Raw genomic sequence first — 21,088 nt, forward strand, 5'->3', positions numbered from 1 at the left:
TTGGACAAAAATTGATTCACAGCAACAAAGAAAGGGGTTACATAAAACTATTCTACTATTCTGATAAATTCCTTTTTGTGGAAGAGTTGAAAGATTACTACATGTTGAACTTAACAAAATATAGGCGAGTTTTGTCGAAATTTTTTTGGGGAATAAGGGACTACATGCTTAAATAAGGAAGGGAGAACCCATCATGGAATGATGTTTTCTCCCTGAACATAAACTAGTTGGTTAAAATGCGCTGGAGGGAAATGGAGAGATTACTTTATAATCTAAGACATTATTAAATTACCAAACCGCCATCTACACTTAAAACGGTTCCATTTATATAATTTGCTTGATCCGATGCTAAAAAGAGATAAGCAGATGCAATGTCTTCTGGCTTTCCAAGTTTCCGAAGAGGGGTCTTTTCCTTCATGAAATTAAGGACTTTTTCCGGAACAGCTGCTGTCATGCCCGTTTCAATGAAACCCGGTGCCACTGCATTGACCCTGATGCCTTTAGGGCCAAATTCCTTCGCCCAGCTTTTTGTCAGGCCAATGACCCCGGCCTTTGTTGCTGCATAATTGGTTTGACCGATATTTCCATATAAACCGACAACTGAAGATGCATTAAGAATAACCCCGGATCCTTGTTTTAACATAGTAGGAGCTACAGCTCTTGTACATTTAAATACACCTGAGAGGTTGACAGAAATCACTTTTTCCCAAGCGGATTCTTCCATTTTAGTTAAAAATCCATCAAGTGTGATCCCTGCATTGTTAATCAAAACATCAATTCGGCCATGCTTATCGAGCGTTGCTTGAACCATTCCTTCGATCTGTGAGCTGTCCGTAACATCGACTTTAAAAAAGTCCAATTTTTCATTATTTAATTCTTCTAATGCAGTTTTACCGGCGGATTCATCATAATCACAAATAACGACCGTTGCGCCTTCCTGAAGAAATTTTTTGGCTGTTTCTTTTCCGATCCCCTGTGCCCCGCCAGTAATCAAAACGACCTTTTCAGTAAACTTCAAAATTCATCACCTCATTTTGAAATTTCAAAATTCCAGAGTACACCGCCAATCAGTCAAAAATGCCAAAGAAATAACCCATGAACGACGCCAACCATCAAAAATCCATAGTAATACCCAATCATTAGACTTGGTATACCCATTTGCTAAATATTATTATTCCCAAATTTACCAAAAAAGAACATGGGTAAAATCCTCAAATGAAATAACAATTTTTCTATAAAAAACTCCAATTTTCGACAAAAATCCCGTATTTTCTGTTTGTCTGCACATAAAATCGTTTTTTATTTAATTTGGTTGGCTGGTCCGGGGAATGCTGATTTTTACTGAGAATTTCTGCTTTATCGCGCTAAAAAGTCTCATAGATGTAATTTACAGAGAAAGGGGAAATTTGTCTAAATTTGCAATAATATTTTTAGATAATTTTCAATTTTGCTTCTTCATTTATTCCATAGAAGTTAGTATGATAGAAAGGTCAAAAAGATATCGAGGAGGAGAAAAAGTGAGCAAAGACTATAATTTTTATGAAATTTGGAAGGATTTTTACTCTCAGTCCAGTAATATCTTCGATGAAAAGATGAAGGAATCATTTCCAGCAGAAGGGCTTGGCCAAATTTTGGAGATGAATCTTCAATTCAAAAAAATGATCGATGAAACGACAGAACGGTATTTAGAATTTGTAAATATGCCTACTCGTACGGACCTTGCAAACCTTTCCTCGCTTATCGTCAATGTGGACGCAAAAGTTGATGATCTTGAAGAATTATTAGAAGAAGCAAAGGATAACCAAGGGGAACAAGCGGCATTGAAAAATGAGTTTGCCGGTTTAAAAAAGGAAATGAAAAATTTAGATACAAAGCTAACTCAGATCATGTCTTTATTAAAAGTATCACAAGAAGCAAAATAGAATTGCAGGGGTACATAAAAGCAATCTGAAAAAAATACTAGTTTACTAGTACAATGATTCTAACTAACAATAATTAATGAGGTGCTTAAAATGACAGAACTTAAGGATAAAGTAGCAATCGTAACAGGTGGAAGCAGAGGAATCGGATCCGCTATTGCATTAGAATTAGCTAAAAATGGCGTAAAAATTGTCATTAACTATGCTAGCCGCAAAGAACTTGCAGATAAAATGGTGGCAGAAATCAATGAATTAGGCGTTGAAGCATTGGCTGTTCAAGCAGATGTATCGATCAGCAGCGAAGCAGCAAATCTAGTTCAAACTGCCGTTGACCATTTCGGGAAAATTGATTTCCTTATCAACAATGCAGGAATTACAAGAGACACCACTTTCAAAAAACTAAGCGAAGAAGATTGGAGAAAGGTTATTGATGTTAATTTAAACAGTGTGTTTAATATGACTTCTCCAGCTTTACCTCACCTTCTTGAATCAGAAGCAGGACGTATCATCAATATTTCATCCATTATCGGTCAAGCAGGCGGTTTTGGTCAAACTAACTATGCTGCCGCAAAAGCAGGACTTATTGGTTACACAAAATCACTTGCACTTGAGCTTGCCAAAACAAATGTTACCGTTAATGCGATTTGCCCAGGATTCATTGCAACTGAAATGGTAATGGCCATTCCAGAAAAGGTTCTTGATGGAATCGTTGCGAAAGTTCCGCAAAAACGTTTAGGAAAACCAGAAGAAATCGGCCGTGGAGTTGTTTTCTTATGTAAAGATGGCGAGTATATTACAGGTCAGCAATTAAATATTAACGGTGGGCTTTACATGTAAGTGTCATGAACACCCATTTGACTGTATATGCTTGTAAGGAATAAAAAAACTATGTAAGGAGTGAGCAGTCATTAGCGTCCTAGTAACAAAGGAATTGGAAGAGTTTGCCAGTTTAATGCCAGAGGAATATCAAAAGGTTTATAAAAATGTCATTAAGGCATCCAAAGTGTTAACGTCCGAGGCAGAGCCTGAGGTTGGACCAACACCGAAGGAAGTCGTTTGGACTAGAAATAAAACGAAATTATATCGCTATAAATCCGACCAGCCAATCAAACATAAAACACCGTTGCTTATGGTGTATGCTTTAATTAATAAACCCTATATTTTGGACTTAACAAAGGGTGGGAGTTTAATAGAATACTTGGTTAATCGCGGTTTTGATGTATATCTTTTAGACTGGGGTACACCTGGATATGAAGATCGCAATATGAAGCTCGATGATTACATCATGGATTATATTCCGCGTGCGGTCCGTAAAGTTATGCGCAAATCGAATGCTAAGGAAGTATCAATCCTTGGTTATTGTATGGGCGGGACGATTACGTCTGTATTTGCAGCATTGCATCCTGAACTGCCGATTCGTAACCTTGTATTTATGACAGCTCCTTTTGATTTTGCAGATACTGGTCTTTACGGTGCAATGGTGGATGAGCGTTATTTTGATATTGATAAGGTAGTAGAAACCCTTGGTGTGATTCCACCTGAAATGATCGATTTTGGTAACAAAATGATTAAACCGATGGCTAATGTTTATGGACCATTTGTGAGTCTTGTCGATCGTGCCGATAACGAAAACTTTGTGAAAAGCTTTAAGCTGCTGCAAAAGTGGCTGAATGATGGTATTTCATTCCCGGGTGAAGCCTATCGTCAGTGGATTAGAGATTTTTATCAAAAGAACAAGCTGATTAAAGGTGAGTTTGTCGTTCGCGGTCAAAAAGTAAAACTTGAAAATATCACTGCTAATGTGCTCAATTTGGCAGGTCAGGGTGACCTCATTGCCCAGCCGCATATGGTTGAAGCATTAATGGATGCGATCTCCAGCGAGGATAAACAATATAAGAATTTACCAGTTGGTCATACTTCCATTACATTCGGAAGCAAGGCTTCCAAAATAACGTATCCAACCATTGGGGATTGGCTGGAAGAACGGTCGAACTAAACATAGAATAAGTGTTCTCAAACGCTAACGTTTGGAGCACTTTTTTTATTGTTTGAGAAACCGTTTACAAAAATGAAAAACCAGATATCTGACTTGATAATGATAATTATATTTAATATTCAAAAAATAATCAATAGTATAAAAATTATAAACTCCACATACTTTAATCTGATTTCCAATACTGCTATGATTATAATTGTAGTAGAGTTAGGAAAATAAGGAAGTGCTAGAATATGGCTGACATCTTTTTAAAGCGAATATACGAACCATTTGACGAAACAGACGGATCGAGGATTTTAGTTGATTGATTATGGCCGCGCGGAATTTCAAAGGAATCGGCAAGATTAACTTATTGGCTAAAGGATGTGGCTCCAAGCAGTGAACTTCGGAAATGGTTTTGCCATAAGCCCGAGCTTTTTGAAGAGTTTCGCTTGAAATATCTTGAGGAGCTCCGTACCGCCGAGGAAAAATTATCTGCCCTTGGAGATATCCTTGAATTGGTCTCAATTGGAAGAGTAACACTTGTTTACGGAGCGAAGGACACAAAATATAACCACGCCATTGTGCTGCACGAAGAATTATTACGGAGAATGTAAAAATCGGCCCGGGATTCCCCGTCGGCCGATTATTTTAAATGACAAAAAGGAAGACACATAAGAAATGGGCTAAACTTCCAAGCAAAATTAACACATGAAAAATTTCATGAAAGCCCATATACTTCAGCTGTAGAAATTTTGGCTTAGCACCGTAAATCACGCCGCCAATCGTATAAAAGATCCCTCCAAGAAAAAGGAGGAACAGTCCAAGCGGGTTTAAACGGCTGGATAAGGGGGTGGAAACAAACACAATCATCCAGCCCATAGCAATATATAGTCCCGTCGAAATCCAGCGAGGGCATTCAAACCACATCATTTTAAATACGACTCCGCAAATGGCGACTCCACTAATAATTGAAAACAAAATCCATCCCGTTTTCCCATTTAAACTAATAAAACAAAAAGGCGTGTAGGTTCCGGCGATTAACACAAAAATCATCGAATGATCGAGGCGCCGTAAGTAGGCAATGACTTTATCACGGGCAATCACCATGTGATAGGTAGCAGATGCTGAATATAGCAGGATCATGCTTACTCCAAAAATAATGACGGATGCGATAGCCAGTGAGGATGTAGTGGTCATGGAAGCTTTAATCACCATGGCAATAAGCCCGACAAACGCTAAAATTGCTCCTGCCAAATGAGTCAGCCCATTGATTGGTTCTCGAATATAACTATTCATGCTTTCGAATTCCTCCTAACGCGATATGTAGTTTTGATAACTACATATAATCATACTAACAAAACAACTACTAGTCAATACTAATATCATTCGATATAATGATATTAGATATTAATGAGATCGGGGTTTTATGATGAAGGATTTAGAGAAAGTGATGGAACAGATTAGCCTGGGAACCAGCCTTACGTTAGAGGAAATTCCAAAGCTTGATTTGTACATGGATCAAGTCATCCAGCTTTTTGAAAATAAATTCGGCGAATCAAAACGGAATGAGGACGAAAAGGTCCTAACCAAAACAATGATCAACAACTATGTAAAAGGCAAACTTATTTTTCCAATCCAAAATAAAAAATATTCAAAGGATCATCTCATTTTAATGAGCTTGATTTATCAACTAAAAGGGGGCCTATCCATCAATGATATAAAGGTCACCCTAGACGGAATCAATAAGATGATTATGAAAGAAGAAATCGACCTGGATTCTTTCTACACAAGTTACCTTAACTTAACCAGCCGAAATATCGAGGATTTCCAAAGGGAGCTTCAGGAACGATTGAAAGAAGTGAATGAAGAAGTGTCCGGAATTCAGGATGAATCTTCACCATATCTGGAGCAGGTGTTAATGATTGCCTCATTCATTCATATGAGTAATTTATTTCGAAGAGCTGCCGAGAAATTAGTGGATGGAATAGTCATTGAAAAAGAAGGAAAGCGTCAAAGATGAAAGAAATCTTTGACGCTTTTTTTATTGTCGGCGATTCGCTTAAATTAAGTGACAGGCACCGTTCGTGGACAAAACACCCATGTTTGTCCGTGTCGGGTGGACAGTGCGGTTATTCTAGCTATTTTGCTTTTTTAAGTGTTTTAAATAGGAAATAGACCGTGAGTATTCCGAATGTGTCGATTAATAGGTCATAAAATCTACCGTCTCTGCCCCAAAAGAGCTGTAGAAATTCGGTTCCAAACGCAAAGGTCACTGATATTCCAATTGATACTTTATGGCTTCTGATCAGGTTATAAATAAGCAGGTCCATGATGGCAAAACCTATAAAATGACCAGTCTTGATGATTATAAAGTTTGGGTGGATCAAGTTGAAATCATAAAAATAAAAGAATGACAAAAAATTAGGCGAGGGATCCCAGACGAACCCTACATATTGGAAATTTAGCAGCGACTCTAAATCCTTTGTCCAGGTATTGATGGATAAAAAGATTGCCCAAATTAAAATCATGAATAGTTTAATAGAGATATTTTTCTTTTTGGAATTGATTATAACCGTTGTATTTTGATGATTCATAAATCCGAGCTCCTAAATAATGTCCATTACCAGTTTGGGCGCGAGTGTATAAAACTAAACAATTGTTTTTATTATTCCGCTTGAGTTTATTTCTTTGGATAAATTTTAAAAATGGAAAAATACTAAACGTATGTTCGGAGGTGGAATGGATGGAAAATCAAGACTTTGAAAAAATTTATGAAGAATATAAGCAGCAAAGTGAGGAGCAAGCCCAAATGGAAGCGGGGCAAAGTAACTCGAACGGAAAAGAAGAGTTCGTTGCTGTTCGTAAAAACAATGATGGGGACATCATTGCATTTAAGACAAGTACGGGCCGGGAGCTTGATTACATTACGGCTTTACATGATGCCAAGGCGGGAATGATTGCCCATGTTGATGTCTTCCATAAATATGGCCGGGATATCATCCGAAGCGAGCCGGATGGTATTAAAGAAAATAACCTTGATCATTTACCAGAATTTTAATATAAACTTAAATAGGATTGATGGAGGACGTACTAACCGGAATGATGAAAAAAGAGAGGCTGCGGTCAGGTAGGGAGATACTACGTGCCCGTACTTATAAAAAGAGAGATGGCTCGGTCACGTAGCGAGATTCTACGTGATCGTAATGATGGAAAAAGAGAGGTCCTGGTCACGTAGCAAGGTCCTACGTGCCTGTACAGATGAAAACAGAGAAGGCCCGGTCACGTAGGGAGGCTCTACGTGCCCGTACGGATGAAAAAAGAGAGGCCTTGGTCACGTAGGAAGGTCCTACGTGCCCGTACGGATGAAAAAAGAGAGGTCGTGGTCACGTAGGGAGGTTCTACGTGCCCGTACGGATGAAAAGAGAGAGGTCCCGGTCACGTAGAAAGATTCTACGTGCCCGTACGGATGAAAAAAGAGAGTCTAGGGTCACAGAGGTCCTACGTGCCCATACTGATGAAAAAAGAGATGTAGCGGTCACGTAGCAAGGTCCTACGTGCCCATACTGATGAAAAAAGAGATGTAGCGGTCACGTAGGGAGGTCCTACGTGACCATATTGATGAAAAAAGAGATGTAGCGGTCACGTAGCGAGGTTCTACGTGCCCGTAATAAAGAAAACAGAGTGTCCCCGATCACGTGGCGGGATTCTACGTGCCTAAACTGATGGAAGAAGAGAGACCCCTGTCACGTAGCGAGGTTCTACGTGCCCGTAATAATGAAAACAGAGTGTCCCCGGTCACGTAGAGGGATTCTACGTGTCTATACTGATGGAAGAAGAGGGTCCCCGGTCACGTAGCGAGGTCCTACGTGACCGTAATGATGAAAACAGAGAGACCCCGGTCACGTAGCAAGGTTCAACGTGCACCGAAATGATGAAAAAAAATGACGTACGCGCCTGCGTACGTCATTCCTACGAATTCAAAGCTATTATTTATTGGTGCGCCAGCTCGAAATCCCTAATTTTATCTTCATAATTCAAGGTAACACCAATCTCATCCCAGCCGTTCAGCAGCATTTGTTTAGGGTAAGGGGCAATATCAAATTTAACTTCAAAGCCCTCGCCATCGGAAACCACTTGTTCCTCGAGATTTACCGTTAACGTGTAATCCTCTGATTCCGCGCGTTTGATGATCGTTTGAACCTCCGATTCGCTCGCTTGAATCGCGAGGATCCCATTTTTTACACAATTGTTTTTAAAAATATCGGCATAGCTTGGAGCGATGATCACTCTGAAACCGAAATCCTGAACAGCCCATGGAGCATGTTCACGGGATGAGCCGCAGCCAAAGTTCTCTCCGGCAACAATTATGGATGCCCCTTTGTATTTTACATCATTCAATGAAAAATCTTCGCGAGGATTTCCATTTTCATCAAAGCGCCAGTTATAAAACAAGAATTGCCCGAAGCCACTGCGCTCAATTCGCTTTAAAAATTGTTTCGGGATAATTTGGTCGGTATCGATATTTGATCGATTTAATGGATAGACAAGGCCTTTATGCGTGCGTAGCGGTTCCATGTTAATAAACCTCCTGGGCAGTAAATTGGCGGACATCGACAAAGTGTCCTGCAACAGCGGCAGCAGCTGCCATTTCCGGGCTCACAAGGTGGGTGCGGGCCCCATTTCCTTGACGGCCTTCAAAATTCCGGTTGGAAGTAGAAGCACAGCGGTCGCCTGGTGAAAGGATATCATCATTCATGGCCAAACACATGCTGCAGCCGGCTTCGCGCCATTCAAAACCTGCTTCTGTAAAAATTTTATCCAGCCCTTCTTTTTCAGCAGCGAGCTTGACACTGAAGGAACCGGGAACTACGATCGCGGTAACGGAAGGGTTTACCTTGTGTCCGCGTACCACTTCAGCCGCTTTGCGTAAATCGCTTAACCGTGAATTGGTGCAGGATCCGATAAATACATGGTCAATTTTCACGCTAGAGATTGGCTCCCCGGCTTTAAGACCCATATATTCAAGGGCGCGGTTGATTTCATCCTTTTCACTGGCCTTTACAGCGTCATCCGGATTTGGCACGGACGCTGTAATCGGGATACACATACCCGGGTTTGTACCCCAGGTTACTTGCGGCTCGACCTCAGAGGCTTCGATTTCAACAACGGCGTCATAACCCGCACCTTCATCCGTGGCAAGGGCGCGCCATTTTTCAACTGCTTTGTCAAAGTCTTCCCCTTGAGGAACATGGCGTCTGCCTTTTAAGTATTCAAATGTTGTTTCATCCGGAGTAATGAGACCTGCTCTGGCGCCGGCTTCAATCGACATATTGCAAACGGTCATCCGCTCTTCCATTGAAAGACCGCGAATCGCTTCACCTGTATATTCCATCACATAGCCTGTTCCGAATTGTACGCCGAATTTTCCGATGATCGCCAAAATCAAATCCTTGGCGGTTACACCAGTCCCAAGCTTTCCGTTTACCTTTACATTGAGCGTTTTTGGAGGTGCCTGCCAAAGTGTTTGCGTGGCTAAAACATGCTCGACTTCGCTTGTACCAATTCCGAATGCCAATGCACCGAAGGCACCATGTGTAGAGGTATGGCTGTCGCCGCAGACGATGGTTTTTCCCGGCTGGGTAAGACCTAGTTCAGGGCCGATAACGTGAACAATTCCGTTATCAGGGTGATTAATTCCTGCCAGTGGAATGCCGAATTCTTCACAGTTTTTCTGAAGTGTATCGATTTGATTTTTCGAGACAGGATCTTTGATTACACTGCGGTTGCGAGTAGGCACGTTATGGTCCATGGTCGCAAAGGTTCTCTCTGGCTGGCGGACTTTTCGCCCATTTATGCGTAATCCTTCAAATGCCTGTGGAGAGGTTACTTCGTGAACGAGGTGCAAATCAATATATAGTAGATCCGGCTTGCCTTCTTCTTGATGGACAAGATGCTGTTCCCAAATTTTTTGGATAATATTTTTTGGTGTTTGCATAGCTTCCTTCCTCACATTTCATATTTTTTAAGGGAAACCGCCAGGCGTGATAGGAAGCCCGGCGGAAACAATTATACGTAGCAGCTCATGATGCATTTAGATGCATTTTGTGACTTGATATAATCGGCAATTAGTCTCGACATTTCCCAAGTGCCAACAAGGCGGCCATCTGTTACTTTTAGATCTCCAGTGTGGTATCCGGCATCGAGAACTGATTGAACAGCAGCTTCAATTAATCGTGCCTCTAGTTCTAATCCGAATGAATACCTTAGCATTAACGCTGCAGATAAAATCATCGCAATCGGATTGGCTACACCTTTGCCGGCAATGTCAGGTGCTGAGCCGTGTACAGGTTCGTAAAGGCCAACCCCATCCTCGCGCAGGCTGGCGGAAGGAAGCATTCCTAATGAACCTGTTAACACAGAAGCCTCATCACTTAAAATATCGCCAAACATATTCTCGGTGACAATGACGTCAAACTGAGTAGGGTTTGTAATTAACTTCATGGCTGTTGAATCGACTAAGGCATGCTCAACTACAACGTCAGGGTACTCAGCCTTTTTCTCCTCCACGATTTCACGCCATAGTTTGCTGGATTCCAGTACATTGGCTTTATCGACAGAAGTTAGGTGGCCGCGTCTGGCTCGAGCAGCTTGAAAAGCTTTGTCTACAATTCTCTCAATCTCTTTGCGGGAATAGGCAAGCGTATCGACTACAGACTGACCGCCGTCACGCCGCTCACTAGGCGTTCCAAAATAGAGGCCGCCTGTTAGTTCGCGGACAATAAGCATATCGCTGCCAGCTATTACTTCCTCTTTTAATGGAGAGGCGTGAAGCAAATTTTTAAAGCCTTTGATTGGCCGTAAGTTTGCATATAAATCAAGTGCCTTGCGAATGCCAAGCAATCCGCGCTCCGGGCGTAAATGGGAGGGGTTTTGATCCCATTTTGGTCCACCCACAGCACCTAATAGAACGGCATCCGCTTGTTTACAAGCTTCAACCGTTGCATCCGGCAGAGGAGTTCCGTGAAAATCTATGGCTGCTCCTCCAATATCATGGCTTTCGAAGCTGAAAGAGTGATTAAATTCTTCTGCAATAGCAATTAAAACGTCCTTGGCGCATTCAATAACTTCCTTACCGATTCCATCACCTGGAAGTAAAACAATATGCTTTTTCATCGAGAACCCTCCTCATTTTTGTTTTTATATAGTGGCTGTTTCTTTTAAAACAGCTCTTTGTTTATAAAATACCCGATTAACTGCGTTTAGAAAGGCTTTAGCCGAAGCTTCCAATACATCCTGTGCCGAGCCGCGCCCGCTGACAGAAGAACCATTCACGGTCATTTTTACATGAACCTCAGCAAGAGCATCGCGGCCTTGACCAACAGAGCTCAAACGGAAGTCGGTAAGGTGAATTTCTTCTTTAATTAATGCCTCCAGCGTGTTGCAAAGTGCCTCGACACTACCTGAACCAGTGCAGGCTGTTTCGACTCGAATACCTTCAGGAGTCGTAAGGGCCACGGTTGCTGTCGGCAGGTTGGCGGAACCGTATTGGACTTGGAAGGCGACAAGCTCATATTTTTTTACATCGACTACATTGGTTTGAATATCTGTTAAAATCGTAAACAAATCCTCGTCCGTTACTTCTTTTTTCCGATCTGTTAATTGTTTAAAGGATGTAAAGGCCTCATTGACCTGTTCATTTGATAATTCAAAGCCCATTTGCTCGATTTTATCTTTAAAGGCATGTCGGCCGGAGTGTTTACCAAGTACCAAATCATTGGATTTAACACCGACAAGCTCAGGTGTAATAATTTCATAGGTGGAAGCATGCTTCAGAACACCATCTTGATGAATGCCGGACTCATGAGCAAAAGCATTTTTGCCGACAACCGCTTTATTAGGAGGGACGAGCATTCCTGTAAAACGGCTGACAAGGTCACTGGTACGTTTGATTTCATTTAATACTAAATTATTGGTAAAAGGATATTTATCATGGCGGATATTAAGGGCAACCGCGATTTCTTCCAAGGAAGCATTTCCTGCTCGTTCACCGATACCGTTAATGGTGCCTTCCACTTGGGTAGCGCCATTTTCGATAGCGGCAAGGGAATTGGCAACAGCCATCCCCAAGTCATCATGACAATGGGCGGACAAGGTAACCTTATGGATATTCGGCACATTTTCTCTTATATAGCGGAAAATCCGTCCATATTCTTCCGGGGTAGCATAACCAACCGTATCAGGGATATTGATCACGGTTGCGCCCGCATCGATTACTTTTTCAATGATCTTTGCAAGAAAGTCTAAGTCGGTTCGCGAACCATCCTCAGCAGACCATTCAACATGCGGGAATTTCTTTCTTGCATAAGAAATCATTTCTACCGCGAGCTCTGTAACCTGTTCAGGTGTTTTATTGAGCTTATATTTCATGTGAATAGGGGAGGTAGCAAGGAAAATATGCAATCTTGGCTCGGCGCCTTCCTTTAAGGCATCCCAGGCAATGTCAATATCCGATTTCGTCGCTCGGGCAAGGCCGGCAATGGAAACATTTTTGATCGTTCGGGCGATGCGTCGAACCCCTTCAAAATCACCTTGGGAGGAAGCCGGGAAGCCGGCCTCCATAATATCAACGCCAAATTTTTCTAGCTGCCTGGCGATTTCCAATTTTTCAAGTTGGTTTAAATTCACACCAGGAGACTGTTCACCATCGCGCAACGTTGTATCAAAAATGTTAACGTGAACCATTTACCACCACTTCCTTTTTCGCATTTACTGGTTTTTTAATAAATGGCATTAAAGCACGAAGCTCACGGCCAACCGTTTCAATTGGATGGTTGTTTTCACTGCGATTAATGGCATTGAATTGCGGACGGTTTGCCTGGTTTTCCAAGATCCAGCCTTTTGCGAACACACCGGTTTGGATATCTTTTAAAATTTCTTTCATTCTAGCTTTTGTATCTTCGTTGACTACACGCGGTCCGGAAACGAAATCGCCCCATTGTGCGGTGTCGGAGATGGAATAACGCATGTTTTCAAGTCCTCCTTCATAGAGAAGGTCCACAATTAATTTCAATTCATGTAAACATTCGAAGTAAGCAACCTCTGGCTGATAACCGGCTTCTACAAGCGTTTCGAAGCCTGCTTTAATTAGGGCAGTAGTACCGCCGCAAAGGACAGCTTGCTCTCCGAAAAGATCTGTCTCGGTTTCTTCTTGGAACGTCGTTTCTAATACACCTGCACGAGCTGCGCCAATTCCTTTTGCATATGCTAGGGCAGTTTCACGTGCTTGACCGGTGTAGTCCTGATACACGGCATAAAGGGCAGGAACTCCAGCGCCTTCAGAATAGGTACGGCGGACTAAATGTCCTGGTCCTTTTGGAGCCACTAAGAATACGTCAACATCAGCAGGCGGGACAATTTGTGAAAAATGAATATTGAATCCGTGTGCGAATACTAAGGCATTTCCTGGCTGAAGGTTTTCTTTAATGCTTTCTTCGTAAACCTTTGGCTGAAGTTCGTCCGGAAGGAGAACCATCACCACATCTGCCACTGCAGTTGCTTCAGCAACCGACCGGACGTCAACACCATCTTCTACCGCTTTATCCCAAGACTTGCCGCCTCTTAAACCAACTACTACATCAAAACCGCTTTCCTTTAAGTTCAGTGCATGTGCGTGTCCTTGAGAGCCGTATCCGATGACTGCGATTTTTTTTCCTTGTAAAACCTCTTCTTGAATATCTCCGTTATAAAGTACTTTTACCATTTTTATCATCCTTTCAGGAATAGTTGTTATTTTAATAGTGAATATGCTGCCAATTCATTTACTTGCGGCTGGTGCCCACGCAAGAAGGCGGTAAGGCCTGTGCGGGCAATCTCTTTAATGCCGTATGGGCGAAGTAACTCAATTAAGGCATCGATTTTTTCCGGTTTCCCGGTGATTTGAACAGCTAAGCTATCTTTACTGACATCAATGATCACGGCGCGGAAGGGGTCAATAATCCCGTTTATTTCACTGCGCAGCTGGGAGCTGCTCGCTACCTTGATTAAGGCTAATTCCCTGGCCACGATCGCTTTGTCGGTAATATCGGAAACTTTTAAAACATCAATTTGCTTGTTTAATTGTTTCGTAACCTGCTCGAGACGCTGGGCATCTTCTATCTCCACCACAAGGGTCATTTTCGAAATTCCTTCGATTTCTGTTTTGCCGACTGAGATACTTTCGATATTAAACTGCCGTCTCAAGAGGAGGCCGGTGACACGGTTTAGGACACCGCTGCGATCCTGAACCGTGGCCGTTATAATCCGTTTCATGGTTTCACCCCAATCATTTCATGTAATCCTTTGCCAGGTGCGATCATTGGGAAGACCTTTTCCTGCTGCAGTACCCGGCAATCCAACAGGACGGGTCCATCGTAGGCAAATACTTCTGGCAGAGAAGCGACCAACTCTTCTTGGGTATCAATTCTCATACCGCGGATGGAATAGCTTTCAGCAAGTTTGACAAAATCCGGCTGGCAGTGGAGCAAGGATTCGGAAATCCGATTTTCATATAGCAGCTCCTGCCATTGGCGGACCATTCCAAGCGCTCCATTGTTGACAATGATGATTTTGACCGGCAGGTTTCTTTCCTGGATGACGGATAGCTCCTGTAAGGTCATTTGGAATCCGCCATCGCCAACGATTGCGACCACGGTGCTTTCCGGTGCGGCTAATTGAGCGCCGATTGCAGCAGGGAAGCCAAATCCCATTGTTCCAAGGCCACCGGATGTGATCCAACGATGCGGCTTGTTAAATTGGTAATACTGGGCGGCCCACATTTGGTGCTGGCCAACGTCAGTAGCGACAATGGCATCACCGTTTGTGACTTTATGAATCGCTTCAATGAGCCATTGCGGACACATTCCATTGGTGCTGTGTTTATACCAAAGCGGATACTCTTTTTTATACTTTGCCAGTGTTTCTAGCCATTCATTGTGTTGTGGTGATTCATCTGCCTGTGCCAAAAGCTCAACCAATGCTTCTTTTGTATCAGAAACGATTGGTATCTGTGTTGGAACATTCTTGCCGATTTCCGCCGGATCAATGTCAATATGGGCAACTTTTGCATTTGGTGCAAAGTGCTGAAGATTGCCTGTTAGGCGGTCATCAAACCGTGCCCCGAAATTGATTAGTAAATCTGATTCGTATAAGGCCATGTTTGCGGCATAAGTCCCGTGCATACCGCCCATTCCTAATGAAAGGGGACTTTCGGCAGGGAAGCTGCCCAGTCCAAGCAGGGTGTTGACGACTGGGAGGTTGTGCTTCTCAGCGAATGCCGTTAATTCTGCTGAAGCCTTGCCGTGAAGGACGCCGGCACCGGCAAGGATAACCGGTTTTTTCGCTTTCGTAAGGGCTTCAGCGAGCTTTTTAATTTGCAGCGGATTCGGTTTTGTTGTCGGCTGGTAGCCGGGTAAATGAATTTCTGCTTCCTTTAGTTCTTCGAAAAGAACTTCTGAAGAAATATCCTTCGGGATATCGACTACGACAGGACCAGGCCGGCCGGTAGAAGCAATATGAAAGGCCTCCTTTACGATTCTTGGCAAATCCTCGACTGATTGCACTTGGTAATTATGCTTCGTAATTGGGGTCGTGATCGCGACCACATCTGCTTCTTGGAAGGCATCTGTTCCAATCACGCTGCGTGCAACCTGCCCGGTGAATACAACGAGCGGTAAGGAATCCATCATTGCATCTGTAATTCCGGTCACCAGATTGGTTGCTCCAGGCCCGGATGTCGCAAGGACAACACCAGGGTTACCGGTAATTCGGGCATATCCTTCAGCAGCATGGATCATCCCTTGCTCGTGACGGAAAAGGATGTGCTTAATCGATCCTTGCGCCCGCCAAATGGCGTCATAAATCGGCAGGACTGCACCTCCGGGATACCCAAATATGGTATCAACCCCTTCTTTAAGCAATAGTTCAATGAGAAGGTCAGCACCGGTTTTCGGTGCGGTACTGGTTTGGAATTCCAGTTTTGCTTCAACTTTCACGTCGTAATCCCTCCTTAGGGTGTTTTTTGGTAGTGCTTGGTTCAAGCAGGCATTTTGTAGAATAGTCTTCAATTTTTGTAGAATAACCTTCAATTTTTGTGAAAAAATCAAATAGGCCCAATTCTCTCCGAATAAACTGCAGTCAAAAGAACTAAAGCAGAATAATCGGGGAGAAAAGAGCCTTCTTTTTCTCGGTACCACCCGGTTTTTACAGTATCCTCACGAATACTGCCTTATGAAGCGTTTGGAATGGAAACATGCGCTTCTTTTTGTAACAGGTGCCTAAGATCTGCACCCGATTGAGCCTACTAGTAAAAGCCGTTCAGCTCAACACTCAGGGATGATGTCGGAAAGGTTGTATTGCCGGGCTCACAGCAACCCCGGCTCTCTGAAAATACAAAAATCCTATTCCTTTATTCCCGTCATCGATTTGAATATTCTTTTTTCGGTGATAGTACCTTGACTTCGCTATGGAAGGGGAGGGGTACTAAGTGATCCCTATATTTTCATGACTCCGCCAGTATTGGCAGAGGTAACAAGCTTTGCGTATTTTGCAAGATAACCAGATTTAATTTTTGGCTCCGGCTTTTGCCATAAGCGGCGTCTTTCCGCCAAAACCTCTTCATCAACAAGGAGCTCAATGGAGCGTCCCTGTAAATCAATTAAGATTTGATCGCCATTTTCCACTAGGGCAATTGGGCCGCCCTCTGCGGCTTCCGGTGAAATATGTCCGATTGAAATCCCGCGGCTCGCTCCAGAGAAGCGTCCGTCGGTAATCAAAGCAACTTCCTTATCTAAGCCGCGGCCGGCAATCGCTGATGTTGGAGCAAGCATTTCCGGCATTCCCGGACCGCCTTTTGGACCTTCATAGCGAATGACCACTACATGGCCTGGCTTAACAGTGCCATTATTGATGTTTTCCTGTGCCTCGTCCTGGGAGTCAAAAACAATGGCCTCACCAAGGAAGGTTTTAATCGATGGATCGACAGCACCAACTTTAATGACTCCGCCATCCGGGGCAATGTTTCCATATAAAATGGAGAGCCCGCCAACCGGACTGTAAGGATTTTCCTTGCGGCGAATAACCTTTTCATTGGTAATTTCAGCACCCGCAACATTTTCCTCCAGCGTTTTTCCTGTGATGGTGAGACAGCCCTTATGAAGAGCACCATTCACTTGGAACAGCTCATTCAGAATGGCACTTACACCGCCCGCCTGATGGACATCATCCATCGAGTAGTCGGAGGCCGGCATAATTTTTGCTAAATAAGGAACTTTTTCAGCAATCTTATTAATATCGCGTAAATCGTATTCAATCCCGGCTTCATGGGCGATTGCCAAGGTATGTAACACCGTGTTAGTCGAACCGCCCATGGCCATATCGAGAGCAAAAGCATTATCGAATGCTTCTCTTGTCATGATATCGCGAGGGCGAATATCATTTTTCACCAATTCCACCAAATGTTTAGCGGCTTGGCGGATCAGTTCATGCCTTTGGTCGGATGTAGCAACAATGGTTCCGTTCCCCGGGACGGTCATCCCGAGAACTTCCATCAAACAGTTCATCGAGTTGGCGGTAAACATTCCTGAGCAGGAACCGCATGTCGGACAGGCATTTGTTTCAATTTCAAGCAGCTCTTGCTTACTCATTGACCCTTGATGATAGGCTCCAACGCCTTCAAAAACAGAAGTAAGGGAAAGGTTTCTTCCGGAAGAAGAAACGCCTGCTTCCATTGGCCCGCCTGAGACAAAAACGGATGGGACATTGGTTCTGGCTGCCGCCATTAACATTCCTGGTGTGATTTTGTCACAGTTCGGAATATAAAAAACGCCATCGAACCAGTGTGCATTAATAACAGTTTCAGCACTGTCGGCAATAATTTCTCGGCTAGGGAGGGAATACCTCATTCCGATATGTCCCATGGCGATTCCATCATCAACACCGATGGTATTAAATTCGAATGGAATCCCGCCTGCTTCCCGAATTGCTTCTTTTACAACTTCACCGAAATGATTAAGGTGTTTGTGTCCTGGGATAATTTCAATAAAGGAGTTACATACACCGATAAACGGTTTTTCTAAGTCACTCACTTTAACCCCGGTTGCGTATAATAGGCTGCGGTGGGGAGCCCGATCAATCCCCTTTTTAATCATATCGCTGCGCATTTTAGCGCCTCCTAACTGACAATTGCGTGATTTGGTTCTGCCGGGTAACAAGCGACCCCGTCGGTTGTTACGATTTTTCTGAATTCCTCTAATAATTGGTTGGTCACAGTTCCTGGTTTTCCGTCGCTGATTTGGCGTCGGTCCACTTCAATAACAGCGATGACTTCAACGGCAGTTCCTGTTAAAAACACTTCATCTGCAACATAAACATCGTGTCTGGTGAAAGGTTTTTCCTGTACTTCTAATCCTTTAGCCCTTGCCACGTCAATAATGGCATTCCGGGTGATTCCTTCAAGTGCCCCTAAATAAACAGGAGGTGTAAAGAGGACGCCATTTTTTACGATAAAAATATTATCTGCTGAACCTTCCGTTACATAGCCCTGGTCGTTCAGCATCAAGGCTTCTTCCACACCGGCTTGGTTGGCTTCAAGCTTTACAAGGATATTATTTAAATAGTTTAGCGATTTAATTTGAGGACTCAGCACATCCGGGCGGTTTCTTCTGCTTGCGACTGAAGCAATTCTAATCCCGCGTTGATAGAATTCCTTAGGGAACATGGATAATTCCTCAGCAATTATAATCACGCGCGGCTGTGAACAAGAAGAAGGGTCGAGACCAAGATTGCCCCTGCCCCGTGATACTACGACCCGGATATAGGCGCTTTCCAGCTGGTTTTTTCGAATCGTTTCGACGATTAATCCTGTCAGTTCTTCCTGTGTATAAGGAATTTTCAGCATAATGGAGTGTGCCGATTCGTAAAGTCTCTTTAAGTGTGCATCGAGTCTGAAAACATTGCCGCTATAAACGCGAATGCCTTCAAATACTCCATCTCCATATAAAAAGCCGTGATCATAAACTGAAACTACTGCATCCTCTTTCTTGACGAATTCACCGCCAAGGAAAATCCATTGACTTCCCAACATAACCCACTCCTCTTTAGTGATAAACCGCATTAATTGAATAAAAGTTTGTTATAAAAGAATAGCCTTGCCCCATCCCGGCAAAGAGATGAATGAAGGCTGTTTGACTTATCCAATTTCATATATAAGTTTTATTGACAGTAATCATACCTCCAATCAAAAACATGGTCAATATAAAAATCTGATAATTCAAATTTGTTTGAAAATATGGTAGCGTTTTCATTATTGGTACAGAAGGAAAAAGAGGAGTGAAAACTTTTTTAAAAAATTTTTTAAAAGAATCACAATTGTGACAAAGGAGGAGAGAGAGGCTGTTCTGAAAGATAGGAGAAATGAAAGATTCTCTTTTGCACAATCATAATTTTGCGATATATTCATAGATTTCGCGAAGAGTGGCAAAACCCATATTCATGGCAATTTGTAAATAGTGACCCCAGACATATGCCGTCAAAATGGCATCCCCAAGAGCGTGGTGGCGATTTTTAATTTCGATATTGCACCCCTGACAGACCGTATCAAGCGGTAAGGATGATTGAGAGGGGGTTACAAGCCGGATGAGGAAGGAGGTGTCGATGACTCGATGTTCAAATCTTGTCCGAAGCAGATCCCAGGTCATCTTCTGCATAAATGACTGCTCGTGCTTTGAATGATGGGCAACAAGAATATGGCCGCTCGCAAACTTGAAAAATTGCAGGAGGACTTCTGCCGCTTCCGGAGCTGATTGTAATTGTTCCTGATTAATATTGGTTAAGGATGTGAGCTCGTCTGATAGTGGGCGGTCAGATTTTACCAGTGAGTAAAAGGTCTGCTCTTCTTGAATCCGATGGCCAATCATCTTTACCGCGCCTATTGAGATCATTTGGTCGCCTTTCTCCGGAAAAAAACCGGTCGTTTCCATATCAAAAACTACGACCTTTACTTTATGAAGGGGAGTATCCAGGCAGTTGCTTTCTCTCAATTCCTTTTGCAGCTGTCTGATAAAGGCAATGCTCTGCGGCGTAGTTTGTCCTTTAAAACCTGCATAAATATTCGACCCGAGTTTTTCGGAAATCTGCTTGAAAAATTGAATCATTTCATTTCTGGCCAAATGGATCACCCTTTTCCACTATCTTTTTAACTGTTTTTTGAAAGGTTTCACTTTGTTTGAGGATGGCCTTCAGCTCTTCTCTTTGTTCCTTTGATAGGCGGTCGATCGGTAAATAATGCTCTGATTCATAATCAGAATGGTCCCCCCATAAAAGCCGAAAGTTTAATAGCTTTAAGAACAGTTGTTTATATAACGGAATTTCAGGAATGGAAGATCGTAAATTATTGAGCTGGTCGAGCCTGGAAAGGGTAGAGGATTCCATGATTCCTTCCTTTAAGGCTAAAAGCCGTACGGTATTTACGAACGGTAAGATGGCTATTTCCTTGATTTTAAATGTGCCGGAATGAGGTCCGTGTGTTTCTGTTAAAATTTGACCCAATACGCTGATTCCTTTTTTGTGAAACGATGTATTGCCGAGTACATTTGCGAGTAACTGCTTTTCGTGAATCGTTTGATAGACGAAGTCTTTTAGTAGATTTATATAACTGTTTTCTCCATAAACAGATCGTCCGTCCATAAAAATTAAGAGATGGCGAATCGACTCCCAAGAGGACTCATTGAGCCATTTTTCCAGCTGGTGCCTCCATTCAGGAAGTGATTTGCACCATAATCGATGGCTGGCCATGACATCGCCATCACAATAAGGGTAGCCTGCTTCATCAAGCCCTTTAGCTATCTCCTCCCCAAGGGCTAAAAAATAGGCTTCTGCAATGGTACTTTGACTTTCATAAATGATCCCGTGATCTTGGTCGCTCCAAACGGATTGTTCAAAGCGTCCGGCACTCCCCATAACAAAAAAAGAAAAGGGGGAGGGAGGGGGGCCGTAAAGTGCAGCCATTTGTTTCATCGATAAACTTAATGCATATTTTATACATTTTTCATGCAGTTCGTTTAATTGGAAATGGTTGTAGGCTGTCGCGTTTATCTGTTCTGCGCGATAATCGCGGATCTTGGAATAGCTTTGAAACTCCATGTTTTTTCCTCCTTGG

Annotated in this window: 21 protein-coding genes; 7 read left to right on the forward strand and 14 right to left on the reverse strand. The window is 42.9% G+C overall.

The genetic code is table 11. The features are described from left to right. Positions 1-283 precede the first annotated feature (283 nt). The gene (gene fabG, locus ACZ5XR_RS01805) at positions 284-1,018 is read right to left on the reverse strand and encodes a 3-oxoacyl-ACP reductase FabG (protein ID WP_464500012.1); all 735 of its coding nucleotides are present in this window, start codon (positions 1,016-1,018) and stop codon (positions 284-286) included. 499 nt (positions 1,019-1,517) lie between these two features. Between fabG and ACZ5XR_RS01810 the strand changes: the two genes are divergently transcribed. The 4 genes from ACZ5XR_RS01810 to ACZ5XR_RS01825 all read left to right on the forward strand — a co-directional run bounded on the left by ACZ5XR_RS01810 (position 1,518) and on the right by ACZ5XR_RS01825 (position 4,511). After that, positions 1,518-1,922 carry a polyhydroxyalkanoic acid synthase subunit PhaR gene (locus ACZ5XR_RS01810; RefSeq protein WP_464500013.1) on the forward strand — a complete coding sequence of 135 codons (405 nt, stop codon included), beginning with the start codon at positions 1,518-1,520 and terminating at the stop codon, positions 1,920-1,922. A 90-nt stretch (positions 1,923-2,012) separates the two neighbouring features. Next, entirely contained in the window at positions 2,013-2,756 is a 744-nt protein-coding gene (phbB, locus tag ACZ5XR_RS01815; RefSeq protein WP_464500014.1) for an acetoacetyl-CoA reductase, read from the forward strand. 115 nt (positions 2,757-2,871) lie between these two features. After that, positions 2,872-3,915, forward strand: coding sequence for a class III poly(R)-hydroxyalkanoic acid synthase subunit PhaC (phaC, locus tag ACZ5XR_RS01820; RefSeq protein ID WP_464500015.1), 1,044 nt, complete (start codon positions 2,872-2,874; stop codon positions 3,913-3,915). A 365-nt stretch (positions 3,916-4,280) separates the two neighbouring features. After that, positions 4,281-4,511 (forward strand): DUF488 domain-containing protein, encoded by a 231-nt coding sequence (locus ACZ5XR_RS01825; protein ID WP_464500016.1) that lies wholly within the window; start codon positions 4,281-4,283, stop codon positions 4,509-4,511. 34 nt (positions 4,512-4,545) lie between these two features. Here ACZ5XR_RS01825 and trhA read toward each other — a convergent pair whose 3' ends face one another. Next, positions 4,546-5,193, reverse strand: coding sequence for a PAQR family membrane homeostasis protein TrhA (gene trhA, locus ACZ5XR_RS01830; RefSeq protein WP_464500017.1), 648 nt, complete (start codon positions 5,191-5,193; stop codon positions 4,546-4,548). 130 nt (positions 5,194-5,323) lie between these two features. Between trhA and ACZ5XR_RS01835 the strand changes: the two genes are divergently transcribed. Further along, a complete protein-coding gene (locus ACZ5XR_RS01835; RefSeq protein ID WP_464500018.1) occupies positions 5,324-5,917 on the forward strand; it encodes a DUF1836 domain-containing protein in 594 nt (197 codons plus the stop codon). A gap of 118 nt (positions 5,918-6,035) precedes the next feature. Here ACZ5XR_RS01835 and ACZ5XR_RS01840 read toward each other — a convergent pair whose 3' ends face one another. Next, the gene (locus ACZ5XR_RS01840; protein ID WP_464500019.1) at positions 6,036-6,491 is read right to left on the reverse strand and encodes a VanZ family protein; all 456 of its coding nucleotides are present in this window, start codon (positions 6,489-6,491) and stop codon (positions 6,036-6,038) included. A 149-nt stretch (positions 6,492-6,640) separates the two neighbouring features. Between ACZ5XR_RS01840 and ACZ5XR_RS01845 the strand changes: the two genes are divergently transcribed. Together ACZ5XR_RS01845 and ACZ5XR_RS01850 are read left to right on the forward strand one after the other, a co-directional pair. Then, positions 6,641-6,955, forward strand: coding sequence for a DUF3892 domain-containing protein (locus ACZ5XR_RS01845; protein ID WP_464500020.1), 315 nt, complete (start codon positions 6,641-6,643; stop codon positions 6,953-6,955). Positions 6,956-7,299: 344 nt separating this feature from the next. After that, entirely contained in the window at positions 7,300-7,440 is a 141-nt protein-coding gene (locus tag ACZ5XR_RS01850; RefSeq protein WP_464500021.1) for a hypothetical protein, read from the forward strand. 447 nt (positions 7,441-7,887) lie between these two features. Here ACZ5XR_RS01850 and leuD read toward each other — a convergent pair whose 3' ends face one another. The 11 genes from leuD to ACZ5XR_RS01905 all read right to left on the reverse strand — a co-directional run bounded on the left by leuD (position 7,888) and on the right by ACZ5XR_RS01905 (position 21,072). Continuing rightward, positions 7,888-8,472, reverse strand: a complete 585-nt coding sequence (leuD, locus tag ACZ5XR_RS01855) for a 3-isopropylmalate dehydratase small subunit (RefSeq protein ID WP_464500022.1) — start codon at positions 8,470-8,472, stop codon at positions 7,888-7,890. A 1-nt stretch (position 8,473) separates the two neighbouring features. Continuing rightward, positions 8,474-9,892 (reverse strand): 3-isopropylmalate dehydratase large subunit, encoded by a 1,419-nt coding sequence (leuC, locus tag ACZ5XR_RS01860; RefSeq protein WP_464500023.1) that lies wholly within the window; start codon positions 9,890-9,892, stop codon positions 8,474-8,476. A 71-nt stretch (positions 9,893-9,963) separates the two neighbouring features. Continuing rightward, positions 9,964-11,070 carry a 3-isopropylmalate dehydrogenase gene (leuB, locus tag ACZ5XR_RS01865; RefSeq protein ID WP_464500024.1) on the reverse strand — a complete coding sequence of 369 codons (1,107 nt, stop codon included), beginning with the start codon at positions 11,068-11,070 and terminating at the stop codon, positions 9,964-9,966. A gap of 24 nt (positions 11,071-11,094) precedes the next feature. After that, the gene (locus tag ACZ5XR_RS01870; protein ID WP_464500025.1) at positions 11,095-12,639 is read right to left on the reverse strand and encodes a 2-isopropylmalate synthase; all 1,545 of its coding nucleotides are present in this window, start codon (positions 12,637-12,639) and stop codon (positions 11,095-11,097) included. Beyond that, positions 12,626-13,657 carry a ketol-acid reductoisomerase gene (gene ilvC / locus ACZ5XR_RS01875; protein ID WP_464500026.1) on the reverse strand — a complete coding sequence of 344 codons (1,032 nt, stop codon included), beginning with the start codon at positions 13,655-13,657 and terminating at the stop codon, positions 12,626-12,628. The genes ACZ5XR_RS01870 and ilvC overlap by 14 nt, the downstream gene beginning before the upstream one ends. Before the next feature lie 26 nt (positions 13,658-13,683). Next, the gene (gene ilvN, locus ACZ5XR_RS01880) at positions 13,684-14,205 is read right to left on the reverse strand and encodes an acetolactate synthase small subunit (RefSeq protein ID WP_464500027.1); all 522 of its coding nucleotides are present in this window, start codon (positions 14,203-14,205) and stop codon (positions 13,684-13,686) included. Next, on the reverse strand, positions 14,202-15,926 hold the full coding sequence (gene ilvB, locus ACZ5XR_RS01885) for an acetolactate synthase large subunit (RefSeq protein WP_464500028.1): 1,725 nt from the start codon (positions 15,924-15,926) through the stop codon (positions 14,202-14,204). Before ilvB ends, ilvN begins: the two co-directional genes overlap by 4 nt. 498 nt (positions 15,927-16,424) lie before the next feature. Beyond that, positions 16,425-18,092, reverse strand: coding sequence for a dihydroxy-acid dehydratase (gene ilvD / locus ACZ5XR_RS01890; RefSeq protein ID WP_464500029.1), 1,668 nt, complete (start codon positions 18,090-18,092; stop codon positions 16,425-16,427). 11 nt (positions 18,093-18,103) lie between these two features. Next, positions 18,104-19,012: a branched-chain-amino-acid transaminase gene (ilvE, locus tag ACZ5XR_RS01895; protein ID WP_464502193.1), complete on the reverse strand. Its 909-nt coding sequence runs from the start codon at positions 19,010-19,012 to the stop codon at positions 18,104-18,106. A gap of 355 nt (positions 19,013-19,367) precedes the next feature. Further along, a complete protein-coding gene (locus ACZ5XR_RS01900) occupies positions 19,368-20,108 on the reverse strand; it encodes an exonuclease domain-containing protein (protein WP_464500030.1) in 741 nt (246 codons plus the stop codon). Next, positions 20,086-21,072: a DUF294 nucleotidyltransferase-like domain-containing protein gene (locus ACZ5XR_RS01905; protein ID WP_464500031.1), complete on the reverse strand. Its 987-nt coding sequence runs from the start codon at positions 21,070-21,072 to the stop codon at positions 20,086-20,088. The genes ACZ5XR_RS01900 and ACZ5XR_RS01905 overlap by 23 nt, the downstream gene beginning before the upstream one ends. Between the last annotated feature and the right edge of the window lie 16 nt (positions 21,073-21,088).

This window comes from Neobacillus sp. Fa239, assembly GCF_055395235.1.